Origin of the sequence: Candidatus Pelagibacter sp. Uisw_127, from assembly GCF_047722515.1 — a bacterium.
Lineage (GTDB): Bacteria > Pseudomonadota > Alphaproteobacteria > Pelagibacterales > Pelagibacteraceae > Pelagibacter.
Genome location: NZ_CP159815.1, coordinates 639,268 through 653,091, shown reverse-complemented (window position 1 = coordinate 653,091; position 13,824 = coordinate 639,268). Strand labels below are relative to the sequence as shown.

The following is a 13,824-nucleotide window of genomic DNA, read 5'->3' as shown; positions in this document are numbered from 1 at the left end:
GTTTAAAATTAAGGTTTATTTGACTAAAGAACTGAAAAAATTGAATTATTATCCAAGTTTTTTAAAAGTGATTCACCAATTAAAAAAGTTTTAATATTAGTTTTTTTACATATTTCCAAAAGTTCTTCTTTTGTTTTGATTCCACTTTCTGAAATTAATGGTCCAGAGTGATTAATTAAAATATCATGAATATCATAAGTTGTATTTATATCGGTCTTTAAAGTTTTAAGATTTCTATTGTTAATACCAATTAAAGCTTCTTTAAAATTAAGAGCTCTTTTCGCTTCTTCAACCGTGTGTACTTCAACTATTATTGACATGTTAAATTTTAAAGCTTCTTCGTACAAATCAAAAGCTAGATCATCAGAAACTCCAGCTAATATAATTAGTATTGCATCTGCTCCATAACTTTTTGCAAGGGGTACTTGAAATTTATCTATAAAAAAATCCTTACAGAGAACAGGTAAATTTATTTTTTCTTTAACTTTACTTACGTGAATTAAATTTCCAAGAAAAAAATCTTCCTCAGTTAAGATTGATAAACACGCTACTTTTTTTTTATAATAAATTTCTGCAATTTCTAAAGGATTATATTCTTTTATAATAATGCCTGCAGTTGGACTAGCTTTTTTTATTTCAGCAATTACTGAAATTTTTTTATCATTGATATTATTTTGAATCTTTTCCTTAAAATTAATAAATGATTTATTTTCATTTATTTTTTCATTTAATAATCTTAAAGAAATAGATTTTTTCAATAAATCAATTCTTTCAATTTTTTTTTTAATTATCTTTTCTAAAGTGTTTTCAGGCATTTTGTATTCTTTTTAAATTTTCATATGCTTTTCCTGATAGGATATGTTTTCTAGCATCTTCATAAGCACTTTTAAAAGAAGAATGTTTTTCTGCAACAATTAATCCAGCAGCAGCATTAAGGCAAACAGCTTTAGAAAAATCACCATCTGCACCCTTAAATATATCAACCATTTTTTTTGCATTAAATTTAGCATCATCTCCTAATAAATCTTCGATTTTATTTGCTCCTATATTCAATTCATTAGGATCAATAGTAATCTCTGAAATTTTACCATCTTTTAATTGCACTACATTTGTTTTTGCATAAGGTGATATTTCATCTAAACCATCTTTACTATTTACAATCCAAGCAAACTTTATATTTAAATTTTTTAAAGCTTCTGCAAAAATTCTGAGTAACCTTTTATCATAAACACCAACAACCTGTCTTTTGACAAGAGCAGGACTACTTAGGGGCCCAATCATATTAAATATTGTTCTTTTACCGATCTTTTTCCTTGTTGGCCCAACAAACCTCATTGCACTGTGATAGTTAGGAGCAAACATAAACCCAAAGTTATTTTTATTTATTTGCTCCTCAATATCTTTGGGCTCTAAATCAATCTTGATATTTAAAGACACTAAAACATCACCAGATCCGCATTTAGATGAAACTGCTTTATTTCCATGCTTCGCAACCTTAACCCCCATACTTGCTAATAATAATGCTGAAGCTGTTGATATGTTTAGTGTATTCATTCCATCTCCACCAGTGCCACATGTATCAATACAATCTGCAACGTTAACTCTTTTAGACTTTTCTCTTAAAACATAAACACCACCAGCTATCTCTTCTGAGACTTCACCTTTTGTTGAAAGTAGAGTTAAAAAATCAAATATTTCATTATCAGAAGCTTTACCCTGCATTAGTATCTCAAAAGCAGCTTTACTTTCATTAAAGGATAAATCTTTTTTATTTTTAAGCTTTTCTAGGAATTTTTTCATTAGTTTTCGTAATTAATAAAATTTTTTAATATTTTGATACCGATAATAGTTTTTATACTTTCGGGGTGAAATTGAACACCATGAATATTGTATTGTCTATGTTTTACTCCCATTATAATTCCATCTTCAGTTTGAGCGGTAATCTCAAGCTCTTTTGAGAGTGTTTTTTTATCGATAATTAAGCTGTGGTATCTAGTTGCTTCAAATTTTATAGGCAGATTTTTTAATATCCCAATCTTATTAGATTTTATTATACTTGTTTTTCCATGCATTAGTTTTTTAGCTTGAACAATTTTTGAACCAAAAACCTGCCCAATAATTTGGTGACCTAAGCAAACTCCTAGAATTGGTATTTTTTTATATAGGGATTCAACTATTTTAATACAATTTCCAGATTGATTTGGATTACCAGGGCCAGGTGATATGACAATTCTTTCATATTTCTGTTTAATTACTTGTTTATCAGTAATCTTATCATTTCTAATAACATCAACTTTAACTTTTAGAGACGACAGGTAATGATAAAGGTTAAATGTAAAACTATCATAATTATCTATTAATAAAATTTTCATTATCTTAAAGCATTGATTAAAGCTTTTGCTTTGTTAACAGTTTCTTCATATTCTTTAATGGGATTGCTATCAGCTACAATACCTGCGCCAGCCTGAACATAAAATTTTTTATCTTTTACCACAGCTGTTCTTAGAGCTATACAAGTGTCAAATTCACCATTAGCTGAAAAATATCCTATACCTCCAGCATAAACTTTTCTTTTTGTTTGCTCTAATTCATCAATAATTTCCATAGCTCGAATTTTGGGTGCTCCCGAAACAGTCCCAGCAGGAAACCCCGCTAGAAGAGATGTAAATTTTGAGTATTTTTTATTATAAATTCCCACTACATTTGAAACTATGTGCATTACATGAGAGTATTTTTCTATCATAAAACTTTCTGTAACTTTAACAGTGCCAATTTTAGATACTTTTCCAGCATCATTTCTACCTAAATCGAGCAACATTAAGTGTTCAGAAAGTTCTTTTTTATCTTTGAGTAAATCCTTTGCAAAAAAATTATCTTCTTTAGTGTTTTTGCCTCTAGGTCTGGTCCCAGCTATAGGTCTAACTGTAATTTTGTCATCTCTTAATCTTACTAAAATTTCTGGACTAGCACCAATTATTTGAAAATCCTCAAAATTAAAGAAATACATAAATGGAGAAGGATTTGTAACTCTTAGTTTTTTATAAATTTCTAATGGCTTTTTTGTCAACGTAGCCTCAAATCTTTGACTTAAAACTACTTGAAAAATATCTCCAATTTTAATGTACTCTTTGGCTTTATTAACCATTTTCAAAAATCTATCTTTAGATGTGTTGGATTTAACTTTAATATTAGCCTTAGCAGTTTGATCTAATTTATTCTTTTTTAAAGAAGCTTGAATTAATAGATCGTTAATTTCACTCTCAATTTCTAAATATTTATCTTTATAATTGTGAATTTTTTCATCTTTAAAAATATTTATAATATAAAAAATCTTCTTTTTAAAATTATCATGAATAACTAGTGTTCTTGGTCTTAAGAGCCTAACATCAGGAAGCTTCAGGTCATCTTTACATTTATTTGAGATTTTTTCGATATACCTAATAGAATCATAAGAAAAATAACCAGATATTAAAGAGCAAATAGGTGGTAGTCCAGAAGGTGTTTTGAATTTGAACTCTTCTATTATTTTTTCAATAATTTTATCTGGATCTCCTTTAATTTTTTTTTTAGTTTTATTTTTAATTAAGTAAGAGTTTTTATTATTAAACTCCCAGACTTTGTCGGGGTTTTTACCAAAAATAGTATATCTGCCTCTTATCTTTCCTTTTTCAACAGATTCAAAAATAAAGCTGTTTTTCTCTTGAAGGAAGTTATCAATTAAATTTAAAATCTCACTATCATCTTGTATTTTTTTTGATGTGTAGATTATTTGATTTTTATTTCTTTTGTGCTGTAACTTGAAATCGTTAAAGTTTCGATTAAACATTATTTAAAATAATTTTTTACTCGGTCAAGGGTTTTTTCATTAACTATAACTTGATATCTATTATTTAAAAATAAATCATAAGAGCTTAAAATACCATTTTTACTTTGAGCACCTTCTTCAATAGTCATTTTGTTAAAATTAATAGAGTTTTTTGTTATATTCTCCACTTCATAACTAACTGTTTTTGCAATAAATACATTATTTTGCTTATCAGCAATTAGTGTAAATGAATTTATTGGTAGAGAATATAAAATTTCAATTGAATTATTTTCAAATTTTTTATTATCTTTAATTGAGTTAAATTTGATTTTTTCAATGTTATTTTTCCCAAATTCATCAAAAGATGTTTGGTTAAATTTTTTTTTATTTATGTTATCCAAAATTCTTTTATTGAATTCATATTTTTCTTTTTGAAATAAAAGGTTTTTAATTTGGTTCTTAAACTTATCATCTTCAAGGCTTGGTAATTTAGTATCTAAATTATCTATATTATAAAAAATATAAGTCCCGCTATCTTCAAGAATTTCTATTTGGTCTTTTCTGGAGTTATAAATCTTATTTTTTATATTTTTTTCGTTATCAAGATTTATGTATGACGTGACTGTTGTAGGGGATAAATTTAAACTCTCAACAATTGTTATAAAGTCTATATTTTTAGATATTTGGTTTTCAATATCATCAATCTTGTCAAAAAATGCTTGATTAAACTCTTCTACTCCAACTAGGTTTTTTGGACTAATATTAACATAAGAGAAATCTATATAATCTTGTTTTAGTTCATCAGCATTTTCTTTAACAAAAAATTTGATCTCATTACCTGTAAATGCTTTCGCTTTTTTATAAAATTTATCTAGATTGATATAGTCAATTTTTAATTTTTTATTTTTTTCTTTATAAAACTTATTAACTAAAAATTCAGGAGATTTAGTTCCACCACTTATATAGGTGAATAATTGTTTTTGAAGCTCATTATTTTTCAAGCGTATCTCAAACATGGGTGCTGAAGTATTGTTAGTTAATAAAAATTTTTCATACAAAGTTCTTTGAAATACACCATTTTCATCGTGAAAGTTTTTATCACTCTTAATTTTTTTAATTAGCACATCTTCAGTTATTGAAAGGTCCAATTCTTTTATTTCAAGATCAAGAAGAGTTGTGGATACCAATGTAGATAAAAGCTCCTCAATAATATTTTTATCAATATTCTCTTTTATTACTTGTTGGCTTAATCCAGATTCATTTAAATAATTCATGAAATCTTGTGTGGAAATATTTGTGTTATTTATTTTAGCTATATTATTTTGATTTCCAGTACTGAAGCCTCCACCAAATCCGCCAAAGCCAAAAGCTATTATTATAACAAGAATTAGTAGTAAGCCACCAATCTTTTTTTTTGTAAAATCTTTAAAAGGATTTATCATTGATTCATTAATTTATTGATCTTTAAAATATCTAGCTATAGATTAAATTTTTCATTATGACAAATAAATATATGTATTTTGTGGCCAATTGGAAAATGTATGGGAATTTATCTTCTTTAAATGCATTGGATAAAGTTATTAAATTTTCAAAATCTAAAGAAATAAACAAAGGCCGATTAATTTATTGCCCACCTTATACTTTAATAAATTCATTTTCAAAAAAATTCAAAAATTGCCAAATTGGTATTGGTGGGCAGAATTGTCATGAAAGTGAGAATTATGGAGCTTACACTGGTTCTATTAATTCTCGTATGTTAAAAAATGTTGGTGCTCACTTTGTTATTATTGGTCATTCAGAAAATAGAGAAAAAGGTGAAAATGATAAATTGATAAATCTGAAGATCAAAAGTGCTCTAGAGGCAAAATTAAAAGTTATTTTTTGTATTGGTGAAACCTTAACTGAAAAAAGAAAAAAAAAGACACAATCAATTTTGTCTAAACAAATTAAAGTTGGTTTAGATAGTATAAAAAATAGATCAAATATCCTTATAGCTTATGAACCTGTTTGGGCTATAGGTAGTGGCATTATTCCAAAATCAAAAGATCTTTTCAAAACAGTTGAATTTATTAAAAATAAATTTAAAGGTAAATCATCAAAAGTTTTATATGGAGGATCTGTAAATCCTCAGAATATCACAAACTTAAAAGAAATTAATAACATTGATGGTTTTTTGATTGGTGGAGCATCTCAAAGTACCAAAAAATTTATTGATATAGTCAAAAAAACATATAGTTAATCCCCATGGAGAATATTTTATTAGTAGTCAATTTAGTACTTGCTACAATACTTGTGCTTTTGATACTTGTCCAAAAATCAGAAGGTGGAGCACTTGGTATAGGTGTTTCTCAAGATAACTTTATGCTTTCTAGATCTGCTGGTAATTTTATGGGTAAAGCTACGGCTGTAGTTGCAACATTATTTATAATTTGTAGCTTAGCTTTAACAATAATATCTAGAGGTGAATTAACACCAACTTCTTCAGTGCTAGATATAATTGAGGAAAAATCTAGTGACACACCTTCAATTCCTGAGAATAATAATTAATTCTTTCCAATTCATCAATTAATCGCTATAAGATAATTCCATGGCGCGATTTATTTTTGTAACTGGCGGTGTGGTCTCATCTTTAGGAAAAGGTCTTTCTTCTGCTTCCCTTGCATACTTATTACAATCAAGAGGTTTTAAAGTTCGGTTAAGAAAGTTAGATCCTTATTTAAATGTTGATCCAGGAACAATGAGTCCCTTTCAACATGGTGAAGTTTTTGTAACAAATGATGGTGCTGAAACAGATTTGGATTTGGGTCATTATGAAAGATTTTCTGGAATATCTGCAAAAAAATCTGACAATATAACCACTGGGAAAATTTATAGTGATGTTTTAATAAAAGAACGTAAAGGAGGATACCTTGGTAAAACAGTTCAAGTGATTCCCCACATAACAGATCGTATTAAAGATTTTATAAAAAACGATACATCAAAAGAAGATTTTGTAATTTGTGAAATAGGAGGAATAGTTGGGGATATTGAAAGCCTTCCTTTTGTTGAGGCTATCAGACAGTTTGCAAATGATGTGGGTAAAAAAAATGCTTTGTTTGTTCATTTAACTTTAGTCCCATATCTTAAGGCATCAGATGAAATTAAAACTAAACCCACTCAACATTCAGTAAAAGAACTAAGAAGCCTTGGTATTCAGCCTGATATCATCATTTGCAGATCGGAAAGACCTATACCCCTGGAACACAGAAAGAAAATTTCCTTATTTTGTAATGTTAATATTAAAAATGTAATTCAAACTGTTGATGTTAAAACTATTTATGAAGCACCAATTAGTTTTAATAGAGAGAATTTAGACAAACAGGTACTTGAATATTTTAAGATTAAATCTAAAAAAAAAGTAAATCTAAATCCCTGGAAAAAAATTACAAAAATTGTTCTTCATACAAAAAAATCAATCAATATTGCAATTATTGGTAAATATGTTGATCTTAAGGATGCCTATAAATCACTTGATGAAGCATTAACTCATGGCGGTATTGATAATAATTTAAAAGTTAACTTGGTAAGAATAGATTCTGAAAACTTAAAAATTTCTGAAATCAAAAAAAAATTAAAAGGAGTTTCTGGAATTCTAATACCAGGCGGATTTGGCAAAAGAGGAACTGAAGGTAAAATTGAAGCAATTAAGTATGCGAGACAGAAAAAAATTCCATTTTTTGGAATTTGTTTTGGAATGCAAATGGCAATTATAGAATTTGCTAGAAATAAATTGAATATTAGAAATGCCACTTCAAGTGAATTTGGAACTGGTGGCACGCCAATCATTGGTTTAATTGGTGAATGGAATAAAGATGGTAAATTGATTAAAGGCACTGATAAAGATTTAGGTGGAACTATGAGACTTGGTCTTTACGAGGCAAAATTAAAAGAAAACTCATTGGTAAAAAAAATTTATAGATTAAAATCAATTGAAGAAAGGCACAGACATAGATACGAAGTTAATATTAGTTATAAGGACCAATTTGAAAAAAATGGCTTAATATTTTCAGGATTATCTCCTGATAAGAAATTACCTGAGATTATTGAGTTAAAAAACCATCCTTGGTTTATAGCCGTACAGTTTCACCCTGAATTTAAATCTAGACCTTTAGTGCCACATCCTTTATTCTCATCCTTTATCAAAGCAGCTAAGAATTATAAATGAAAAATATAAAAGTTAATTGTGGAAATATAGAAATTTCAAATAATAATAAAATTTGCATTATTGCTGGACCATGCCAACTTGAGACCGAACAACATGCTATGGATATGGCGGGTAAAATTAAGGAAATTACCTCAAAGTTTAATATGGGTTTTATCTACAAGACCTCTTTTGATAAAGCTAATAGAACCAGCTTAAAAGGTAAAAGAGGTGTGGGACTAGAGCAGTCTCTACCTATTTTTGATAAAATTAAAAAAGAATTAGATGTTCCAATATTAACAGATATTCATAATGCTGAACAATGTAGCGTTGTAGCTCCTCATGCGGATATATTACAAATTCCAGCCTTCTTATGTAGGCAAACAGATTTATTGATTGCTGCTGCTAATACTGGAAAAATTATAAATGTTAAAAAAGGCCAATTCCTTGCACCTTGGGATATGGTTAATGTTACTAAAAAAATTTCTGATTCAGGTAATAATAATATTTTAGTCACTGAAAGAGGTGCTAGCTTTGGTTATAATACCCTCGTTTCCGACATGAGGTCTTTACCTATAATGGCCAAGAATGGTTACCCTGTAATTTTTGATGCAACACATTCAGTACAGCAACCTGGTGGTTTGGGTGAGACTAGTGGTGGACAAAGAGAATTTGTAGAATATTTAGCAAGAGCTGCAGTCGCAGTCGGCGTTGCGGGTGTTTTTATTGAAACACATCAAGATCCAGATAATGCTCCATCTGATGGACCTAATATGGTTCCATTAAACAAATTGGGGAAATTATTATCTCAACTTTTTGAAATTGATAATTTAATTAAAAAATAGATGAGTAAAATCTTAAAGATAAGAGCACGTCAAGTTTTTGACAGTAGGGGTAACCCAACAATTGAAGCGGAGGTCTATTCAAAAAATTTAAGTGCATCTGCTATTTGCCCATCTGGTGCTTCCACTGGCACATATGAAGCATTTGAAAAAAGAGATAAAAATAATAATAAATATTTAGGCAAAAGTGTTTTAAGTGCAGTTAACTTAGTTAATACAAAAATATCTAAAAAACTTAGCGGCACAAGTATTCACGACCAAACACGTATAGATACGACTTTGATTAACCTTGATGATACTAAGCAAAAAACAAATTTAGGTGCTAATTCTATTTTAGCTGTATCAATGGCAGCTAAGAAACTATCTGCAAAAATTAAAAATATTCCTCTCTATAAAACATTTTTAGTGAAGAATAATTACAAATTACCATACCCACTAATGAACATTATTAATGGAGGAGCTCATGCTAACAATGGATTAAGAATTCAAGAGTTCATGATTAGACCTGATAAGGCTAAAAGCTTTTCAGAAGCTATGAGGATATGCTTTGTTGTAATTAGTAATTTAAAAGATTTAATTAAAAAGAAAAATTTATCAACTTCAGTAGGTGATGAAGGTGGTTTTGCACCGATGATTAGCAGTAATGAGAAAGCTTTAGATTTAGTTGTAGCAGCAATTAATAAGTCAGGCTTTAAAAATGGTAAAGATGTTTCTATCTGCCTAGATGTAGCTGCAAATGAATTATCTAAAAAAGATAAATATTCAATCCACTCAAAAAAATATATCTCTGTTGATCAATCAATTAAAAAATATAAAAAGATAATAGATAAATATAAAATTAAATCTATTGAAGATCCATTTGGAGAAAATCACTGGTCAGCATGGAGTAAAATGATGAAGTCTATAAAGAATGTACAAATTGTCGGAGATGATCTTTATGTTACTAATTTAGAAAGACTTAAAAAAGGTTTTTTAAATATCTCTTCAAATTCAATATTAATCAAACCAAACCAAATTGGTACAGTTTCTGAAACACTTGAGGTTATTAAGTTTGCTCAAATTATTGGTTATAAAACAATAATTTCCCACAGATCTGGAGATAGCGAAGATACCTTCATAGCAGATCTAGCTGTAGGAACTAATTCAAATCAAATTAAAACTGGTTCTTTAGCAAGATCAGAAAGAGTAGCAAAGTATAATCAATTATTACGTATAGAAGAGCAGCTTGGAAAAAATGCTAGAATGAATAAAATTTATTAATGTTTATTAAAATAAAAAAAAATTATTTTTTATTAATTTCTACTTTTCTAATACTTTACTTTTTTTTCAATCTCTTAGATGGTGAGAGAGGTCTTTTTTCTTATTTTAAAAAGAAGGAAATCCTAATAAATTTACAGACTGAAAAAATCGCTTTATCAAATAAAATCAAAGATCTTGAATTTAAAAACTCTTTATTAAGTGATAAATTAGACTTAGATTATGTAGAGACACTAATTAGAGAAAAGTTTTTATTTGGCAAAGAAGGAGAGACCCTTTATATAATTGAAAAGAATGACAATTAGACATCCAGAAAAAGTTAACAAACCTGTAAATCCAATTAAAAAAAAACCTGATTGGATCAGATCTAAACTTATTAATAGTAAGGAATTTTTTTTAACTAAAACAATTGTTAATAAAAATAACCTAGTAACTGTTTGTCAGGAGGCAAACTGCCCCAATATTACAGAATGTTGGAGTAAGAGACATGCAACATTTATGATTATGGGTGATACATGTACGAGAGCTTGTGCGTTCTGCGATGTTAAAACTGGAAAACCAGGAAAATTAGATCCCTTAGAACCTGTTAAAATTGCTGAAGCTGTTCTTAAACTTAATCTAAAACATGTGGTTATAACCTCAGTCGACAGAGATGATTTGGAAGACGGTGGATCAAATCACTTTTATGAAGTTATTAATCAAACTAGAAAACTAAACCCTAATACATCAATTGAAGTTTTAACTCCTGATTTTCTTAGAAAAGGGGAGGCCTACAAAAAAGTTCTTGCTGCTAACCCTGATGTGTTCAACCATAATATTGAAACTGTTCCAAGACTTTATTTAAAAGTAAGACCTGGTTCTAGATATTTTTCATCTCTAGAATTATTAAAAAATGCAAAAGTTATTAATAAGAATGTTTTTACAAAATCAGGTTTAATGGTTGGGTTAGGTGAAGCTAAAGAGGAAATTATTCAAGTTATGGATGATCTAAAAGCAGCAGATGTTGATTTCTTAACTATTGGACAGTATTTACAGCCGTCTGTAAGACACCATCCATTAGATCGTTATTATCATCCAGATGAATTTAAAGAGCTCGAAACTATTGCAAAATCAAAGGGTTTTTTATTAGTGTCTTCAACGCCTTTAACCAGATCTTCATACCATGCTGATGAAGATTTTGCACAATTGCAAAAAAATAGATTAAAAAATTAATGCCTAGAGCTTCAGTTAAGCGTTTAATTGAATGTGAGAAAAATCAACTTATTGATTTAGTTTTAGATATAGAGAAATACCCAACTTTTGTTCCATATTGTATTGATGCAAAAGTTTACGAAAAAAATGACACGGGTGATTTTATCAACATTATTGCAGACTTAACAATTGGTAAAGGCCTTTTTAAAGACACCTTTAAAAGTAATGTTAAATTTAATAAAAAAAATAATTCTATTTATGTGACAAATATAGATGGCCCCCTTAAGCATTTAGATAATAAGTGGACTTTTGAAGACTATAAAGAAGGAACAGAAATTTACTTTGATGTAGATTTTGAAATTAAAAATAAATTTTTAAACATTTTGATGACAACATCTTTTCAATATGGATTAGATAAAATTGCTGATGCTTTTCAAGATAGAGCGAATAAATTATTTAAGAACTAATAAGATCTTCAAAACTTTTATAGTCGTAGCTTTTTGAATCGAAATTCGATTTTTATTTTTAAATAAACTCTTCTGCACAATAATTTTATTTCCTTTTTTAATTCCAATATAAACTAACCCAACTGGTTTTAATTTAGTTCCACCAGTGGGACCTGCTACTCCAGTGATTGATACTGATATATTAGCCTTACTAATTTTACTTATCTTTTTTACCATAGATAAGCAGCATTCATTACTGACTGCACCATATTTACTGATAATTTTTTTGGGTACCTTAAGAATATCAACTTTTGCTTTATTTGAATAAGTAACCAGCCCAATGTTGAATATTTTAGAGGAACCACTTACTGATGTTATTGCGCTAGATAGCATTCCACCGGTACAAGATTCAGCAAATGAAACAGTAAGTTTTTTTTGTATTAATTTTTTGACAAGTTTATTGGCAAGATTTTTCATTATAAAATGTAGTTTTTAACAATTATGAAACAAACCACCGTTAGAACCACATATATCCCCGCACAAATGTCATCCATTATTACTCCAAAGCTATTTTTAAAGTTCTTATCAAAGAAATTTACAGGAAATGGCTTCATAATATCGAAATATCTAAATAGTATAAAAAACAATGCATAATAAAAAATTGCTTCATTACTTTCCTTTGTTGTTCCGTGGGATATTTCATAAAGATAAATTGGTATAGATTGGCCTAAAAACTCATCAATAATAATTTCCCCCGGATCTTTATTTTTACTATCTTTAGTGTGTGTTGAAACCGCATAAAAGGAATAAATAAAAATAATTACCCACCCAATTAAAATTATATTTGATGAAATATTAAGTTTATGAAATAAATAAAAAAGAATAATGGTTGTAGCTAGCGAACCAAAAGTGCCTGGTATAAATTTGATCTTACCCAAACCAAACATTGTCACCAAAAGAGAGTTAAAAGTTTTAATCATATTTAATTACCGAAGCTATTACCTCACATGCTATAGCTTTTTCTTTACCTATTACACCAAGTTTTTCAGTAGTTTTACCTTTAATATTTATTTGTGTTGGTAAAATTTTGCATATTTTTGCAATACAATTTGTAATTTGTTTTTTATATTTCTGAATTTTAGGTTTTTGAGTAATGATGTTGATATCAATATTATTAATCAAATATCCTTTTTTTTTAACCTCATCAACTATTTTTTTTAATAAAATAGTAGATCTAATATTTTTAAATTTTTTATTTTTATCAGAAAACTTTTCACCAATATCACCCATATTGCATGCTCCAAGAATTGCATCTGTTACTGCATGTAAAACAGGATCACCATCAGAGTGACCCAATGTGCCAAGATTTGAAGCTATTTTAATTCCACCTAAATAAAGTTTTTTATTAGGTACCAACCTATGTACATCAAAGCCTAATCCATATTTAATTAAATTATTAATTTTGATGTCTGAATTTATTGTAATTTTGTTGTTATTAACCTCGCCTTTAATAATTTTTATTTTTTTACCTGCTCTTACAAATAAATTTGAATCATCGGTAACTTTAGCACTCTTGTTGTTTTGAAGTTCATATAATTTTTTATAATTAAACGCTTGAGGTGTTTGAATAAGGTAAATATTTTCTCTTTTTAAATTTGTAACTATATTTAAAGATTTTTGTTTAATTGAATCTGGTGTTTGAACTGCAGGAATGACACAATCATTTAACTTAAGTTCTTTATATAATTTATCTAAAAGTTTTAGTGAAAAGTTAGGTCTTGCTGCGTCATGAATCATTACATTTTTAATATTATAATTTTTAATACTTTTTAAACCTCTATACGCTGATTCAGCTCTAGTTTTTCCACCTATAATAATTTTGATATATTTAATTTTAAGTTTTTCTATATACGATTTATGTTCTTTATTAATAACGAGAATAATTTTACTAAATTTCCCATAATCTTTGGCTTTTTCTATTGAATGTAATAATAAAGGTTTATTTTTATATAGATGGTAGGGTTTTGGTATTTTTGAATTAAATCTTTTACTTTCTCCACCAGCAAGTATTATAAAGCAGCTATTCATGATAAAAATATTTAT

16 protein-coding genes are annotated in these 13,824 nt (G+C 28.0%); 8 read left to right on the top strand and 8 right to left on the bottom strand.

The genetic code is table 11. The features are described 5' to 3' along the window. Window positions 1–23: 23 nt before the first annotated feature. Genes ABXT65_RS03630 through ABXT65_RS03610 form a run of 5 tightly spaced genes read right to left on the bottom strand, consistent with a single transcriptional unit; the run spans window position 24 to window position 5,247 of the window. Complete coding sequence (locus ABXT65_RS03630) at window positions 24–815, bottom strand: indole-3-glycerol phosphate synthase TrpC (RefSeq protein ID WP_415324179.1); 792 nt, start codon at window positions 813–815, stop codon at window positions 24–26. Beyond that, window positions 808–1,800: an anthranilate phosphoribosyltransferase gene (gene trpD / locus ABXT65_RS03625; RefSeq protein ID WP_415324178.1), complete on the bottom strand. Its 993-nt coding sequence runs from the start codon at window positions 1,798–1,800 to the stop codon at window positions 808–810. The genes ABXT65_RS03630 and trpD overlap by 8 nt, the downstream gene beginning before the upstream one ends. After that, a complete protein-coding gene (locus ABXT65_RS03620) occupies window positions 1,800–2,372 on the bottom strand; it encodes an anthranilate synthase component II (protein ID WP_415324177.1) in 573 nt (190 codons plus the stop codon). The genes trpD and ABXT65_RS03620 overlap by 1 nt, the downstream gene beginning before the upstream one ends. Next, a complete protein-coding gene (trpE, locus tag ABXT65_RS03615; protein ID WP_415324176.1) occupies window positions 2,372–3,826 on the bottom strand; it encodes an anthranilate synthase component I in 1,455 nt (484 codons plus the stop codon). The genes ABXT65_RS03620 and trpE overlap by 1 nt, the downstream gene beginning before the upstream one ends. Beyond that, a complete protein-coding gene (locus tag ABXT65_RS03610) occupies window positions 3,826–5,247 on the bottom strand; it encodes a SurA N-terminal domain-containing protein (RefSeq protein ID WP_415324175.1) in 1,422 nt (473 codons plus the stop codon). The genes trpE and ABXT65_RS03610 overlap by 1 nt, the downstream gene beginning before the upstream one ends. Window positions 5,248–5,303: 56 nt before the next feature. Between ABXT65_RS03610 and ABXT65_RS03605 the strand changes: the two genes are divergently transcribed. From ABXT65_RS03605 to ABXT65_RS03570, 8 genes are read left to right on the top strand one after another with little or no spacing between them, the layout of a single operon-like run. Further along, entirely contained in the window at window positions 5,304–6,044 is a 741-nt protein-coding gene (locus tag ABXT65_RS03605) for a triose-phosphate isomerase (protein WP_415324174.1), read from the top strand. A 5-nt stretch (window positions 6,045–6,049) separates the two neighbouring features. After that, window positions 6,050–6,352, top strand: coding sequence for a preprotein translocase subunit SecG (gene secG / locus ABXT65_RS03600; RefSeq protein WP_415295894.1), 303 nt, complete (start codon window positions 6,050–6,052; stop codon window positions 6,350–6,352). Between the two features lie 40 nt (window positions 6,353–6,392). Continuing rightward, window positions 6,393–8,009, top strand: coding sequence for a CTP synthase (locus ABXT65_RS03595; RefSeq protein ID WP_415324173.1), 1,617 nt, complete (start codon window positions 6,393–6,395; stop codon window positions 8,007–8,009). After that, window positions 8,006–8,830 (top strand): 3-deoxy-8-phosphooctulonate synthase, encoded by an 825-nt coding sequence (kdsA, locus tag ABXT65_RS03590; protein WP_415324172.1) that lies wholly within the window; start codon window positions 8,006–8,008, stop codon window positions 8,828–8,830. Before ABXT65_RS03595 ends, kdsA begins: the two co-directional genes overlap by 4 nt. Then, window positions 8,831–10,087 carry a phosphopyruvate hydratase gene (eno, locus tag ABXT65_RS03585; protein ID WP_415324171.1) on the top strand — a complete coding sequence of 419 codons (1,257 nt, stop codon included), beginning with the start codon at window positions 8,831–8,833 and terminating at the stop codon, window positions 10,085–10,087. Next, window positions 10,087–10,389 carry an FtsB family cell division protein gene (locus tag ABXT65_RS03580; RefSeq protein WP_415324170.1) on the top strand — a complete coding sequence of 101 codons (303 nt, stop codon included), beginning with the start codon at window positions 10,087–10,089 and terminating at the stop codon, window positions 10,387–10,389. The genes eno and ABXT65_RS03580 overlap by 1 nt, the downstream gene beginning before the upstream one ends. Continuing rightward, entirely contained in the window at window positions 10,379–11,296 is a 918-nt protein-coding gene (lipA, locus tag ABXT65_RS03575) for a lipoyl synthase (RefSeq protein WP_415324169.1), read from the top strand. The genes ABXT65_RS03580 and lipA overlap by 11 nt, the downstream gene beginning before the upstream one ends. Further along, window positions 11,296–11,742 carry a type II toxin-antitoxin system RatA family toxin gene (locus ABXT65_RS03570; RefSeq protein ID WP_415324168.1) on the top strand — a complete coding sequence of 149 codons (447 nt, stop codon included), beginning with the start codon at window positions 11,296–11,298 and terminating at the stop codon, window positions 11,740–11,742. Before lipA ends, ABXT65_RS03570 begins: the two co-directional genes overlap by 1 nt. On the opposite strand, the gene ABXT65_RS03565 is transcribed toward ABXT65_RS03570, so the two are convergent. Genes ABXT65_RS03565 through ispF form a run of 3 tightly spaced genes read right to left on the bottom strand, consistent with a single transcriptional unit; the run spans window position 11,728 to window position 13,809 of the window. Next, window positions 11,728–12,198: a CinA family protein gene (locus ABXT65_RS03565; RefSeq protein ID WP_415324167.1), complete on the bottom strand. Its 471-nt coding sequence runs from the start codon at window positions 12,196–12,198 to the stop codon at window positions 11,728–11,730. The two genes, ABXT65_RS03570 and ABXT65_RS03565, sit on opposite strands and share 15 nt — an antisense overlap. Then, window positions 12,198–12,701, bottom strand: a complete 504-nt coding sequence (locus ABXT65_RS03560; RefSeq protein ID WP_415324166.1) for a phosphatidylglycerophosphatase A — start codon at window positions 12,699–12,701, stop codon at window positions 12,198–12,200. The genes ABXT65_RS03565 and ABXT65_RS03560 overlap by 1 nt, the downstream gene beginning before the upstream one ends. Further along, entirely contained in the window at window positions 12,694–13,809 is a 1,116-nt protein-coding gene (ispF, locus tag ABXT65_RS03555) for a 2-C-methyl-D-erythritol 2,4-cyclodiphosphate synthase (RefSeq protein WP_415324165.1), read from the bottom strand. The genes ABXT65_RS03560 and ispF overlap by 8 nt, the downstream gene beginning before the upstream one ends. Between the last annotated feature and the right edge of the window lie 15 nt (window positions 13,810–13,824).

What these genes read in the sequence shown, in the direction of transcription:
- secG (WP_415295894.1), top strand. Translation starts at nt 6,050, where the DNA reads ATGGAGAATATTTTATTAGTAGTCAATTTAGTACTTGCTACAATACTT.
- ABXT65_RS03565 (WP_415324167.1), bottom strand. Translation starts at nt 12,198, where the DNA reads ATGAAAAATCTTGCCAATAAACTTGTCAAAAAATTAATACAAAAAAAA.
- ABXT65_RS03610 (WP_415324175.1), bottom strand. Translation starts at nt 5,247, where the DNA reads ATGATAAATCCTTTTAAAGATTTTACAAAAAAAAAGATTGGTGGCTTA.
- ABXT65_RS03560 (WP_415324166.1), bottom strand. Translation starts at nt 12,701, where the DNA reads ATGATTAAAACTTTTAACTCTCTTTTGGTGACAATGTTTGGTTTGGGT.
- eno (WP_415324171.1), top strand. Translation starts at nt 8,831, where the DNA reads ATGAGTAAAATCTTAAAGATAAGAGCACGTCAAGTTTTTGACAGTAGG.
- ABXT65_RS03620 (WP_415324177.1), bottom strand. Translation starts at nt 2,372, where the DNA reads ATGAAAATTTTATTAATAGATAATTATGATAGTTTTACATTTAACCTT.
- ABXT65_RS03580 (WP_415324170.1), top strand. Translation starts at nt 10,087, where the DNA reads ATGTTTATTAAAATAAAAAAAAATTATTTTTTATTAATTTCTACTTTT.
- ABXT65_RS03605 (WP_415324174.1), top strand. Translation starts at nt 5,304, where the DNA reads ATGACAAATAAATATATGTATTTTGTGGCCAATTGGAAAATGTATGGG.
- kdsA (WP_415324172.1), top strand. Translation starts at nt 8,006, where the DNA reads ATGAAAAATATAAAAGTTAATTGTGGAAATATAGAAATTTCAAATAAT.
- lipA (WP_415324169.1), top strand. Translation starts at nt 10,379, where the DNA reads ATGACAATTAGACATCCAGAAAAAGTTAACAAACCTGTAAATCCAATT.
- ABXT65_RS03630 (WP_415324179.1), bottom strand. Translation starts at nt 815, where the DNA reads ATGCCTGAAAACACTTTAGAAAAGATAATTAAAAAAAAAATTGAAAGA.
- trpD (WP_415324178.1), bottom strand. Translation starts at nt 1,800, where the DNA reads ATGAAAAAATTCCTAGAAAAGCTTAAAAATAAAAAAGATTTATCCTTT.
- ispF (WP_415324165.1), bottom strand. Translation starts at nt 13,809, where the DNA reads ATGAATAGCTGCTTTATAATACTTGCTGGTGGAGAAAGTAAAAGATTT.
- ABXT65_RS03570 (WP_415324168.1), top strand. Translation starts at nt 11,296, where the DNA reads ATGCCTAGAGCTTCAGTTAAGCGTTTAATTGAATGTGAGAAAAATCAA.
- ABXT65_RS03595 (WP_415324173.1), top strand. Translation starts at nt 6,393, where the DNA reads ATGGCGCGATTTATTTTTGTAACTGGCGGTGTGGTCTCATCTTTAGGA.
- trpE (WP_415324176.1), bottom strand. Translation starts at nt 3,826, where the DNA reads ATGTTTAATCGAAACTTTAACGATTTCAAGTTACAGCACAAAAGAAAT.